This is a genomic window from Pontibacter ramchanderi, from assembly GCF_002846395.1.
GTDB classification, from domain to species: Bacteria; Bacteroidota; Bacteroidia; order Cytophagales; family Hymenobacteraceae; genus Pontibacter; species Pontibacter ramchanderi.
On sequence record NZ_PJMU01000004.1, the window covers coordinates 46,963 to 59,766 of the forward strand.

A 12,804-nucleotide genomic window follows, 5' to 3' on the forward strand; every position below is an offset into this window, starting at 1 on the left:
GGTCAGAATTTAGTTTGATGGATTTCTAACAACTTAAGTCGCTTTTAGTTCTTGTTCAGTTTCCTTTCTCCAGCTTTTTCAACGATTGTTTGATATGCGCTTCGGGCAGGTAGGTATGGCCGATCACAATACCGGCTATGCGCTGGGTTTGGGAGATATCTTGAAGCGGATTGCCGTGCAGTAGCAGCAGGTCCGCCGCGGATCCTACTTTGAGTGTCCCGATGTCTTCCCGGTTGAAATACCTGCCCACATGTATGGTTCCGGTTTTAAGCGCTTCATAAGGGCTCAAACCGGCTGCCACCAGGTACTCAAGCTCTTGGTGCGTCGAAATGCCGGGCACATTGAACACCTGCGGGGCATCGCAACCAAGCAGCAGGCCCACCTGGTTGTCGTTACACACTTTGATCAGCCTCCTGCGCAGATTCACATACCTGTCTATTTTGGCGGCGTCGTAACGCGGGTCGGCCATCAGTTTTTGTTTGGTCGCCACCCAGTTCTGCACCGTTTTGGGGTTCATGTATTTCATCTCAGGCTTGCTGCCCAGCACTTCCGGCGACTCAGCCGGCGACATCCAGCGTTCGGCCAGGGCCTGTGTCGGCACCACCCAGATGTTTTTCTCGCGCAGGGCGGCCATCAGCTTCGGTATACGGGTGGTGTCGGCCTGGTCTGCTATGAACATGGCAAAAAGGCCGGCTTCCTGCTCAGGTATAGCTTCCAGCCCTGGTACCAGGCTCTCCACAAAACCATCCATGTGATCGATGGACGCGTAGCCTGCCTCTATGGCCCGCCAGACACCCACATCATAGGATACATGGCCGGCAAAGGGCATGCTTTCTTTATTGGCCGTACTGGCAATGGCGGCAAAAGTCTCGTTGTTGAGCCCGGGGTGTAGTTTCAGAAAGTCGTAACCTGCCTGCTTTTGTTGTCTTACCATCTCTGCACCGGCTTCGGGTGTCTTGACGCTGTTGCCGTTCAGAGAAGGGCCGGAGGTATAGAACCGGGGACCTATAAGCTCACCCGACTGCAGTTTGCTGCGCAGCTCCAGGTGGCGTGGGTGCCCCAACATACCCCGGATGGTGGTGATCCCGTGCAGCGTGAACAACTGAAGCACCTCTTTCATCTGCTCCAAATCGTCGACTGGCGGTACATGCGCGTGCATTTCGGCGAGGCCGGGGATGAGGTATTTGCCCTTGCCTTCCACAACCAGCGCATTGTTACTGTACTTCACTTTTCCCGTGTTGCCAATGGCTGTTATTTTCCCGTTCTTCACCACCACCGTCTGGTTCTTAATCACCTGCTCTTTGTCCATCGGGATGACATGGACCCCGCGGAACACCACCTCCCGCTCGCGGGAACTGACAGGTTGTTGCGCAAGGGCAGGGTACAGCGGCACTACCAGCAAGAGAAGAAACAGGTATAGCTTCATGGCAAATGTTGGCTAAGTAGTCGTTTGATTCGTTGAAATCTAATGTTATTAATGCTATAACGTAAAATCTGTTTCAGGGTCGGAAATGAGCTACTCTGTACCCTGTAAAGCATTGAAGCCGCCAGATCGGGGATCGGCGGCTTCTATACCTAGGCTGGGAGGTCGCTATACCGTGAAGTAAGCTTCCAAGGCCTGCAGGGTGTTTTCAGTCGTCTGCATGTCCTGCACGATCTGGCCTTTCTCCAGGATAACAATGCGCTTGCATACCTCAGTCACGTGGTTAAGGTCGTGGCTGGAAATCAGCATGGTCATACCGTACTGCTCGTGCAGGCTGCGGAGCAGGTTTTTAAGCCTGATCTGAGAGCTGGGGTCCAGGTTGGCGAACGGTTCGTCCAGGATCAGAAGCTCGGGGTGCGAGAGTGCGGCGGCGGCTATACCTACTTTCTTTTGGTTTCCCTTCGAGAAGTCGCGGATGTATTTGCGCTGCTGCAATATCTCGCCGTTGAAAAGATCGGTAAAGGGCTGCAGCCGCTCCTGAATGTCGCCGGTGGACAAGCCATGCAGGTCACCAATAAATTTAAAGTACTCCTCCGGCGTGAGGTAGTCTATCAGAAAACTCTCATCAAGGTGGGAGCCGGTATAGTGTTTCCAGGCATCCGAATGGGCCACCGCTATACCTTTGGAGGTAACAGCTCCTTTGGTAGGACGCACCAGGTCTAGCAGCATCCGGAACAAGGTAGTTTTGCCCGCCCCGTTGTTTCCCACCAAACCAATGGTCTCGCCTGCTGCTATGTGGAGCGAAGGTATGTTAACGACAGTCGTGTCGCTGTATGCTTTTACAAGGTCTTTTACTTCGATCATTCTGTTTATTTTTTTTCAGGTATAGCTGATGTTTTCGCCTTTGGGCAATAGGGCTTGTTAGTGCTGTCTGAAGCCGGCAGCCAGGGTATACTTCCGTTCTTCCAGGCGTTTGGCCATTAACTGGAGCAGTTGGCGGTGGAAAATTAACCCCAGCGCGCCAGCCAGGGCGATGGCGAAAATGCCCCACTGCGGGATGTCCATAAAGGAGAAGGGCAGGAAGAGGGCCACCGGACCCAGGATCATCGGCAGCATCATCACAAACTTGGAGGCGCCCACCCCTTGCCAGTTAAAGGCCGAACCATTGCTCAGGTCGAGCCGGTCTTTGTTGAGTGCTGCAAAGTAGAGCACCACAATGCTGTTCACACCCATGTTAAAGAGACAGCTGGCCAGGTTGATCAGGAGTACTTTGCTGCCAAACAGGGCATAGGGCAGCGTGAGCACCGTAACCAGCAGAATGGAAGGTATAAACATGAGGTACTTCGCTTTCACATACTGGTACGTGGTAATGGGTCTGGTGAGCAGGGCATCGTAGTGCGCGCTTTGCCAGGCAGGGACAAACTGTCCGTAATTAAACATTGGGGAGCCCGTTACGAAAATGCCCACAAAAATAAGCATGCCCCATCCCTCCAGGTATACCTTGTTGGTATAGAAAATAAGTCCGTAGAAGAGCAGGAAGGCAGAGATCATGACCATGGACTTAGGCCGTTTATGCCGCCAGATGAGTTTAAGCTCTAAGGCAATCAATTTGCCCGTATCGCCAAACCTGTTCAAAAAAGCCATGTCGTTTCCTTCTACTGCCGACACTTTTTTGACATAGATCTCCTCTGGGTATAGGTGCTGCATCAGGAAGCGGTAGTTCAGCAGGTATACGCCGATCAAGCCCAGCAACGGCACCACCACCAGCCAGGGCTGCTGCAGCAAGGCCCCGAAGGCCGCCACCGAAAACTGTCGCAAAGACAGCACGTGTAAATAGTCGAGCAGCATGAGCCCTCCGACAGCCAGGGCCAGCAAAAGAGTGAGTTTTGGGTTGGAGGTAAGTTGCCGCTTAAAGTAAATAAGTATAAAGTTGTTGATGAATGTGAGCAGCAGGAGCGAGGTTAGCCATACCAGCGCTATACCTGTGCCATGCTCCGGCACCACCGCCCGGAACATAAAAGGCACGAATACCAACAGCATCAGCAGGTTAAACACGCTAGGTATAGAGCGTAGCAGCACAAAGTGAACGAGCTTGTTGCGTTTCACGGGCAAATGCAGGTATGGCTGTATCGCCAGCACCGGCAGGTCCTGCAGCATAAAACGCGAGACCAGATCTATCAGAAAGTAAATAAGGAGAAAGCTGTTAAACGAGACCAGAGGGCTTTGGTCAGGGTAAATCTCGCTCAATATTTTATGCCCAAAAAAGCCAAGCGAAAGGAAGAGGAGGGCAAAATAGATGATGAAAAATCCCAGAATAATATTCACCACCAGGCTTTTCTGGTAAGCCGGTGAACGGCGTGCCTGCTTTAGCTGCAGGTTAAGTAAAGTTCCAAACATAAGGTATAATACATATAGCTTTTTAAATATTAAAAAATATCAGTAAAAAACCAAGTGCTATACCATTACCAAAATAATCTACTCAACAGCCACGATGCTGACGTTGATTTCATCTATGGCATTTTCGTCCTCCGGGTCGTAAATGATTTTGTCGATCACAATGCTGTTGCCTGCCTCGGTACTTAAAAGGATGTCAATAAACTCACCTACGCCAAAACTTCCAAGCGGAGCATCGTTCATGCGGGCATAGATGATGGCATCCGGGGAGAAGTATTTTCGGATGGGCGTTCTCCACTGGTCGCGAACCTGCAGCGGTATGTCATGGTTCAGCATGCCACTCAGGTACCCCTCCAAACTGGAAGGTTGCGGGTAGGAGGGCTTAGCTGGTCGGGCCGGGACAGGTTTAGATACCGGCTGAGTTTTTTGCTGCGTTGCAACGGACGGTTTCCTGCTCGTGGCCTGCTTCTTAACGGGTGTGTCAGGTTTGGTCACTGACTGCGCAGTGTCGGCAACTACGGAGTCTGTAGCGGTAGGTATGATGGGGTTGCGCTTTGTTTCTTCTGTTTCGCTTGCTAATTCCTGATCAGGCGTCCTGTTAATATAATAGTAGTAAGCGGCTGCACCTAGAGCGCTTAAAATGAGTAAAACAAGTAAAACCGGCCATAAGCTGGAGCTTTTCTTATATACTATCGATTCTGCTGTCACATCGCCAAAGGCACCGTAGGGCTTCCAGTTGCCATGTTCCAGAAAGTAATTTGCTTCCTCTGCAAGTACCTTTGCGGTGGGTCTTTTCTCAGCATCAAGATGTAAGCAGGCCCGCACCAGGTTGCTCAGTATACGGGAGTAGGGAGTAGGGATGATCGGGATCTCTGCCCCCTGGCTTAGACTTAAACCGCCGTTGCCCAGCCAGGGAGTTTCGCCAGTGCACAATTCGTACAAACTTACCCCAAGTGCGAACACATCACTTGCACCTGTATGTTTTGGGTGAGTGCCAAAAAGCTCTGGTGCGGCATAGGCAGTGCCTTGTGCTAGTGGCGTGCCGGTAGCACGGTGCAACAGGGTGCGCAACTGACTGCTCAGCGCCGGTACAGCCAGTAGGTAATTTCCATTGGCATCCAGTACGATATTGGCTGGGTTGACCTGCCGGTGGGCTAAAGCAGGCCGCTGTGTATGCAGATACTCCAACGCGCTGCCAACCTGTGCGATCAATCGGGCTACTTCCCTCTCCGGAAGCGGTGCGGACTGTGCCAGGGTCTGTTGAGATTGCAAGGGCGCTACTTCAAAGGGAATGCCCTGATGAATGCCAAAACGGGAAGGTAAAAGTAAGTGCGGGTGCCGCAACTGAGCCCGCTGCTCCTGTTCTTTTTGCAGCAGGTCCAGACTTTGGTGGTCGAGTCGTATGTGTGGAGCGTATAGCCTTAGCGTAACAGGAGCGCCTTCCGCTGACCAGTCTTCCGCTTTCCAGACTTCCTCTACCCTGTTAGAACTTAGTCTCTCTTTTAATAAGTAATGTGTTGCAAAAATGCCGTTTGTTTCCGGTATGCTCATAGTACCCATGTAATCACATGGGGTAATACGGGAAAGATAAGTTTAGGTGGTAATAATGGAGCCAGTAGTAGTTTTAAACAAAACAATGGTAGATGATTAATAGATTGAATAAGAGTTTACTATTGATAAGCAGGTAGATGAATATGGCTGGATAGGGTGATTCGTTTTTGTCTCTACCTGCAAGTTTACTAATGATAAGAAAATTCACTTATTCAGCATTTTCTAATCTGTCCTTCTCCCTGTACCTATCTTTACAAGCATTTTTCCATCTGTTAAAAAAGTCTCGTTTCCCTCTTCCCTTACCACAACCCCATTCACCAAAACATATTTAAACCCACCAGCTTTCTGATGCGGATGCTCATACGTCGCATTCTCCCGCACTTCTTCTGGTTTAAACAATAGCAGATCTGCTTTATAGCCTTGCTTCACCAAACCTCGATCGTGCAAACCAATTGTTTTGGCGGACAATCCGGTCATTTTATGAATAGCCTCTTCCAGGGAGAGAAGTTGCTTTTTGACTACATAAGTCTCCAGCACTTTGGCAAAGGTGCCGTAGCTTCTGGGGTGTCGCATTGCGGGGCTGCCATCACTGCAGATCATGATATGCCGGTCTTTTAAGAAAGTCTCCTGCAAGGCTTCGTCCATGATGAAATAGGCACCATCCGCTCCGTATGGACCGATATCTTCCATCAGAGCCAATTCGAATGGCTTGTTCAGTTGTTCGGCTATCTGTTTCAAGGTTTTGCCCTTATAGGGACCTGATCCGATCAACGTCGCTTCAGGACCGTTGCGCTGTATGATCTTGTTACGCAGGAAAGTAGCAAGTTCCTGGCGGCGGGTCTTTAGTACCTCTTCGTAATTATAAGGCTGCTTGGCCCAGTCCGGGAAAAGTATGGCAATACCGGTATAGCTAGCGGTGTAGGGATAAAAGTCAGCGGTCACCTGTATACCTTGCTGTCGGGCAGAGTCGAGTAGTTGCAGTACGCGGTTGGCCCGATCCTCGCCTTTGCCATACACCACCTTAATATGCGATACATGCACCGGACAGTATTTGCCTTGTTCCAGAAGTTCTCTGATAGAGCCCTCTACAAAGGCGTCATCCTCGTTGCGCATGTGACTCATCAATACACCCTTTTTCTTACCTACGATGTGTGCGAGCCTGTTCAGTTCGTCGTGACCTGCATAATAGCCGGGGTTGTATTCCAAACCAGTGGTCAGGCCGAAGCAGCCGGCATCAAGGGCGGCTGTGAGTAGTTGCTCCATTTTCGCCATACCTTCGGCCGTAGGTATAGAGTCATATTGTATACCTGATAGCATACGAAGTGTGTTGTGCCCGGCAAACATGGCTATATTCACGCCTAGCTCTTTTGCGGATACTTCCTGCATCCATTCTTTCAGGTCTTCGCGCTCCGGACTGAAGCCGTCCTGACCCAGGCAAATAGTCGTCACACCCATCGATAGGAAATTAGAGAAATCGGGCGTCTCGAGCGGATCGCCGTGCGCGTGGGTGTCAATGAAGCCTGGCGTCAGGTATAGCCCCTTTGCATTGATGGCGCGATCTGCTGTATAGGTCGACGTGGTGTCGGTATCAATCAGTACAATGGAGTCGCCATTGATGAGGACATGCGCTGCAAAGCCCGGATTTCCTGTACCGTCGATTACCGTGGCGTTCCGAATGAGCAGCTCGTATCGATTCTGATCAGACGGGATTTGCTGGCAGGAGGCAAATACAAGAAACGATATGCTAAAGCTGACAAAAGAGAAGACGAGGCGATACATTTTTTCCATTCTTAAAGATAATTTATACGCTTTAAAAAGCAATACCTTCCCCATTTGGTTTGCACCTTTCTGGGTTAGCGGGTTTTTATTTTAAAATTTTTTATAGTGTTGTAAAATTATTTTACAAGATTTTTTATTCCCTGTTAATTGTCTGTTTATAAGCTTGTTGTGTGTTAAGTGAGTCGCATGTTATACCCTGCTTTCTGGGTAAATAATTGATTTGGTATCCCTGCTTTTATTGTACTGGCACGCAACTTGTAAATAGTCCTGTCAACAGAGTTTAATGTTTTTAACAAAACTGAGAATGTTATGAAAAAGGTAAGCTATATCATGAGCCTGGCACTGATGGCATCAGTAGCTTTCGGCGGATCAGCAGAGGCGCAGGAAAAAAGAACTGGCTGGAGCCCGCAGGCAAAAGGCGCCGTTATCGGTGCCGGTACAGGCGCCGCTGCAGGTGCCATTATACATAAGCGTAACCGTGTAGTAGGTGGTGTTGTAGGCGGTGTTGCCGGTGGTGCCGTAGGTTATGGTGTTGGTAAGGTAATTGACAATAAGCAGAAGCGCGAGGCGGAAGAGGCGCGTATAGCAGCTGCTGAAAGAGCAGCAGCAGCACAGCGTGTAGCAACTGCAGAACGAGCTGCAGCTAATAGAGCTACTGTTGCCAAAAACACACCAGCTCCTGCTAAAAAAGCTCCGGCTGCGCAGTCAAGTCTGATGGCGGCTACGCCTGCCGAAACCGCAGCAGCCAATTCACTGGCTATGATGTATGCCTCTGAAGACGGACCAACGCCACAGATGGTATACGCTAACTTCCTGCCTAACCACGATTATGGTGACCGCAGCAAACCATACTATACCTCTGAGGTTCGGAGAAAGAGCTGGTAACACGTTTACCCCTATACTGCCCTTGGTTTTTGGCCAAGGGCAGACTTAAAACCCCTTGGACCGGTTTTCACGTATTGCGTCGGGGGTTAAACCTAAACTGTAGAAATCATGAAAAACATACTTTATACCTTGTTTGCCCTTTTCTTTCTGGCTTCCTGTGCGAAGTCGGAGGGCGAGTCGGTAGACGTGCATACCCTGAACCAGGAGTTTATTAGTGCCTGGAATGCGCGGGACGCTGACAAAGTGAATTCGATGCTGGCGGATGATGTGAATTTCCTGCAGGGCGAGGTGGCGTACCGAGGCAAGTCCGAAGTATCAGACAAGTGGGTGCGCGAAACCATGGGTACGATTGCCGATTTGAAGATCTACCCAGTCAGTTCGGACACAGACACCCGAATCGCCTACGAAGCAGGTACTTTCTCAACGGACGTTTTGCCATCTGGCCCCGGCGAACCACGTGGGCTTGGCGAGGGTAACTTTATGCTGCTTTGGAAAAAAGCAGAGGACGGAAACTGGAAACTAAGTTACGCGCAGCTGGAGGGTCACCCGGTAGTTGCCCGGAATTAAAATAGTAAAGATGGATAAATAAAAAGCGGCTGGTCTTATTAGATCAGCCGCTTTTTTGTTTAGGTATAGACAGGTTCTAGTGGAAGAACAGGTAAGCAATGAAAATGGCCGCAATTGCGCCCGCAAAATCTGCCAGCAAGCCACAGGTGAGTGCATAGCGGGAGCGTTTGATGCCCACCGAACCAAAGTAAACAGCCAGCACGTAGAAAGTCGTTTCGGTAGAGCCCTGAAATATAGAGGCCATCCTTCCCACAAAAGAGTCAACCCCGTAGGTAGTCATGGCTTCCACCATCAGGCCGCGGGCACCGCTGCCACTCAGTGGTTTCATAAAAGCCACAGGCAGGGCAGGAACAAAATCCGTGTTCACGCCCGTTAGCGCTATCAGGTAGCCTATTCCATTCACGATCATGTCCAAGGCACCAGATGTGCGGAACACCCCGATCGCTACCAGGATAGCCACCAGGTAAGGAATAATGGTGATGGCAACCGAGAAGCCTTCCTTGGCTCCCTCAATAAAGGCTTCATACACATTCACCTTCCGAATAAGCGCCAGCCCCACAAATGAAATGATGATCGAAAACAGGATCACGTTGCTCGCCACCTGCGAAATAACACTCACTTGCTCCTGCGAAATCGTACTGAAGTAGTAGATAAGCCCGATTATGAGTAGCAACAGCGTGCCGATATAGGCCATTATGACAGGGTTGAAAAGGTTAATGCGCTGGTACAGGGCAACTGCGATCAGACCCACTGTAGTGGAAAAAAAGGTAGCCAGCAGAATAGGTATAAAAATATCTGATGGGTCGGCAGCCCCCAGTTGCGCCCGGAACACCATGATGCTGATGGGTATGATCGTCAGGCCGGAGGTGTTGAGCACCAGAAACATAATCTGTGCATTGGAGGCTCTTTCTTTGATCGGGTTAAGCTCCTGCATCTCTTTCATCGCCTTCAACCCCAGTGGTGTGGCCGCATTGTCGAGCCCGAGCATATTAGCAGAAAAGTTCATCAGGATAGAGCCGAACACAGGGTGATTTTTGGGAATCTCCGGGAAAAGGCGGTTAAAGAATGGAGCCACCAGCCGGGAGAAAATGGCGATGATGCCACCGCGCTCACCTACTTTCATCAGCCCCAGCCAGAGGGTCATCACGCCGGTCAGGCCAAGGGAGATCTCAAAGCCGAGTTTGGCGTTGTCGAAGGTGCTGGTAACGAGTTTCTGGAAAATCTCCACATCGCGGAACACGATGAGCTGAAACAAGGCAATGGCAAAGGCGATCAGGAAGAAGGCCGCCCAGAGATAATTTAATACCATGAAGCTAAGGTTGGTCAGGAATCAGTCTGTAAGTTACAAACTGATTCCAAAAGGGACGGATTTTGGCGCACAAATTTATTTGGCCACAAGCCTAATGTAGCAAGCCATGAAAGGTAGCTGGCTGCTCACCCTGAAGGTCATAGACAAAACCATTAAGTACGGCATACCTGGCGAGGCCCTGGTTGTCTTTCAGGATGAAATTTGCAGGTTCCTCAAGCGCCAACCGGTGGTCGACGAGGCTGGCTATACCTGTCACATTCAGTGGGAGCGAGGTGGGGTCTGGCAGCACGCCGGGCAGGTGCTTCACACGGACGGTGGTGTAGCCTCGCTTTAGCAGCCTATAGGCCAGTTCGTCTGTTAGTTCCTCCAGATTGTCGATGGGTTGTTCGTATACCTGGCCGGGCACTAGGGTGAGCCCCCTTGCATCCAGCTCTTCGTACCCATGAAACACGCTCATGTCGCCAATCTCCTCCACCGCACTGCTGTGGTAAAAACCAAGGTGGTTAGGCGCATCCACTTCCAGGCGATTGATGCCAATGTCGAGCAAGGTATCGCGGCCATGTTCGGTATAGCGCACGTGGCGTAGCAGCAGATCGTAGAGGTGCCGTTGGTTCTCTGGTATGCGGTTGTAACCTGCCAGCTCAAAAGAGCGGTATTTTTCTTCTGCAATCAGGTATAGCCCGGAGAGGATGGCCGTGAAATTGAGTTGCCGGATGTGCTGCTTTTCCGGGTCGCCGTGTTGCCCGCCCGATTCTACCAAAATCACGCTGGTGCCCCATTTCTGGATGTTGTCGCCAAAGGCGCGCGGCTCGTGCTCGTCGTTAAACTTGGCCACTTGCCCGGGTATAAACTGCTGCAGCACGTGGTCCATGCCGGCGATGGTGCGCATGGCCCGCTCGCGCACCGTGTTGATGTTGCGGTCGTAATCATAGGCAGGAGCCAGGAAAGAAATGGTGGCCGGCAGGGCAGTATAGCCGGCGGTATAGTAACGGCTCTGGTCGTGCAGGTTAAACCCAAAAGCCGGTTCCAACTGGTCGCGTAGCTGTTTCAGCAGCACCGATTCCGGGCTTTGCAGGCGCAATGCGTCGCGGTTCATGTCGATGCCCAGGGCATTTCGGCGGCTATACATTTCGGCGCCATCCGGGTTGAGCATCGGGACAATGTAAAGCGTCAGGTGCTGCAGTATGTGATCTCTTACGGCATCCAGTTCGTCGGTTTGGCTGAGGAAGTGCATCAGGTCGAACAAGGCCATGGTGGCAGTGGGCTCGTCGCCATGCATCTGAGACCAGAGCAGCACTCTGGTCTTGCCCGTACCCGCCTTGATCAGGTAGATCGAGCGACCCTGCACCGAATGCCCTGCCACCTGTACATCAAAAGAAGATTTTTCCTGCAGTTGCTCGATCAAAGGCACAATATCGCGGTGCCGGAAGCGCCTGTGCCGCAGGGAGGGCTCCTTAAAGCGGTGGTGATTCTCGTAAAATTGGCGACCCAACTGCTGCAGGGCGAAAATGATGTTATCGTCAGAAGGTGAAGTGCTCATCGGATGGGTATGTTAAATACACTCTAAAATAAAGTGTCTCCCGTTTCAGGGCTATACCTGAAAGGGGAGACACAAGTTTGTAAAGGCTATACCTGGCTTAGTTGCCTGGCCATGCCGCCCACGGAATACGGGCCAGTACCAGAATCAGGGCGATGGTGTAGAAGATGGCGATGCTGCTGAAACGCTTCTTGTCGTCCTGCAGACGCTTTGAGCGGGCATAACCCACCGTAATCAGCACCACGGCGATGATCATGGTCAGTGGGTGCTCCAGCACATAAAGTCGTGAAGTAGAGTCTTTCATGAATCCTTCGGTGGCCATGTTGATACCCATTGGCGACACAAAATAGAGAATCACGCCAATAACCCACTGCAAGTGCGCGGGAATCAGACCCAGCAGACCTCTTTTTCTGTCTTTGTCCGTGAATGGCTTGTTGCCTGACATGCCCATAAAGGCAAAAACGATGCTGACGATAAGGCCCAACAGCACGAGGTAGGCCATGAATGAGTGAAGATGCTGTAATCCAGTATACATTTCAGAGAGTAGATTTAGTGTCGGCGGTAAATATAGGAATTTTAAAATCAAATCAGCTGTCCGAAGGCTATTTTAGCAATTGGTGACCAAGCAAGACAAAGCCCCGCTCATAAGTGTATGAACGGGGCTTTGCTGAAGGTATAGCTTTTATTATTTGCCTTTACCAGCTTTCTTGTTATCAGGAACAGTCCACAGATAAATGGTAGAGCCGTCAATCACCTGTGTCTCTTCCGGCTCCCAGTCACCCATGTCGAAGGCGTGGGACACAATGCGGGTACCTGGTTTGAGTTGCTCGAGCAATACCGGGCGAAGCTTCATGTTCACATTCGGCAGCAGGTATAGCGTAACCACAGAAGCTGGCTTGTAGTCCACCTTAAACAGGTCCTGCTCCACAAACTTCACTTTGTTTGTCACGCCGGCTTCCTTTGCGTTCTCATTGGCCTCCTTGATGCGCTCCGGGTTTATGTCAAAGCCAGTTCCGGTGGCACCGTGCTCTTTGGCCGCTGTAATCACGATCCGCCCATCGCCGCAGCCCAGGTCATACACCACATCGCCTTCCTGCACATTGGCCAGTTTCAGCATGGCATCCACTACTTTCTGCGGAGTTGGCACATAAGGCACATCTAGTTTGGGGGCCGTGGCAGTGGTTTGGGCAAATGCCGCTGTGGCAAATAGCGTGAGCACGAGTGTGCAAAGCGAATGTCTGATTGCTCTCATCTTGTTTTCATTAAGTTAGAAATTCATTTAAGAAATTTTAAAGGGTATAAGGTGAGCAGTTCGGAATTGCGTGTCACTACACACAGGGTGTATTTACGTGCCTCCGG

The 12,804-nt window shown here is 50.8% G+C and carries 11 protein-coding genes; 2 read left to right on the forward strand and 9 right to left on the reverse strand.

Annotation, left to right across the window (positions count from 1 at the left end; genetic code table 11):
- Positions 1–55 precede the first annotated feature (55 nt).
- The 5 genes from BD749_RS17340 to BD749_RS17360 form a co-directional block, all read right to left on the reverse strand.
- The gene (locus tag BD749_RS17340; RefSeq protein ID WP_101446843.1) at positions 56–1,426 is read right to left on the reverse strand and encodes an amidohydrolase family protein; all 1,371 of its coding nucleotides are present in this window, start codon (positions 1,424–1,426) and stop codon (positions 56–58) included.
- Between the two features lie 165 nt (positions 1,427–1,591).
- Positions 1,592–2,287 carry an ABC transporter ATP-binding protein gene (locus tag BD749_RS17345; protein WP_101446845.1) on the reverse strand — a complete coding sequence of 232 codons (696 nt, stop codon included), beginning with the start codon at positions 2,285–2,287 and terminating at the stop codon, positions 1,592–1,594.
- 57 nt (positions 2,288–2,344) lie between these two features.
- Positions 2,345–3,820, reverse strand: a complete 1,476-nt coding sequence (locus BD749_RS17350) for a DUF5687 family protein (RefSeq protein ID WP_245869397.1) — start codon at positions 3,818–3,820, stop codon at positions 2,345–2,347.
- A 78-nt stretch (positions 3,821–3,898) separates the two neighbouring features.
- A complete protein-coding gene (locus tag BD749_RS17355; protein WP_180336450.1) occupies positions 3,899–5,368 on the reverse strand; it encodes a protein kinase domain-containing protein in 1,470 nt (489 codons plus the stop codon).
- Positions 5,369–5,590: 222 nt separating this feature from the next.
- Positions 5,591–7,156: an N-acyl-D-amino-acid deacylase family protein gene (locus BD749_RS17360; protein ID WP_101446850.1), complete on the reverse strand. Its 1,566-nt coding sequence runs from the start codon at positions 7,154–7,156 to the stop codon at positions 5,591–5,593.
- Between the two features lie 300 nt (positions 7,157–7,456).
- Here BD749_RS17360 and BD749_RS17365 point away from each other — a divergent pair, with 300 nt between their 5' ends.
- Positions 7,457–8,032, forward strand: a complete 576-nt coding sequence (locus BD749_RS17365; RefSeq protein WP_101446852.1) for a hypothetical protein — start codon at positions 7,457–7,459, stop codon at positions 8,030–8,032.
- Positions 8,033–8,140: 108 nt separating this feature from the next.
- Positions 8,141–8,599, forward strand: a complete 459-nt coding sequence (locus tag BD749_RS17370) for a YybH family protein (RefSeq protein WP_101446854.1) — start codon at positions 8,141–8,143, stop codon at positions 8,597–8,599.
- Positions 8,600–8,675: 76 nt separating this feature from the next.
- Here the strand turns inward: BD749_RS17370 and BD749_RS17375 are convergent, their stop codons facing one another.
- The 4 genes from BD749_RS17375 to BD749_RS17390 all read right to left on the reverse strand — a co-directional run bounded on the left by BD749_RS17375 (position 8,676) and on the right by BD749_RS17390 (position 12,697).
- Positions 8,676–9,908 (reverse strand): nucleoside recognition domain-containing protein, encoded by a 1,233-nt coding sequence (locus BD749_RS17375; protein ID WP_101446856.1) that lies wholly within the window; start codon positions 9,906–9,908, stop codon positions 8,676–8,678.
- Between the two features lie 91 nt (positions 9,909–9,999).
- Positions 10,000–11,448, reverse strand: coding sequence for a M14 family metallopeptidase (locus tag BD749_RS17380; protein WP_101446858.1), 1,449 nt, complete (start codon positions 11,446–11,448; stop codon positions 10,000–10,002).
- Positions 11,449–11,545: 97 nt separating this feature from the next.
- The gene (locus tag BD749_RS17385) at positions 11,546–11,980 is read right to left on the reverse strand and encodes a hypothetical protein (RefSeq protein WP_101446860.1); all 435 of its coding nucleotides are present in this window, start codon (positions 11,978–11,980) and stop codon (positions 11,546–11,548) included.
- Positions 11,981–12,130: 150 nt separating this feature from the next.
- Positions 12,131–12,697, reverse strand: a complete 567-nt coding sequence (locus BD749_RS17390; protein ID WP_101446862.1) for an SAM-dependent methyltransferase — start codon at positions 12,695–12,697, stop codon at positions 12,131–12,133.
- Positions 12,698–12,804 lie beyond the last annotated feature (107 nt).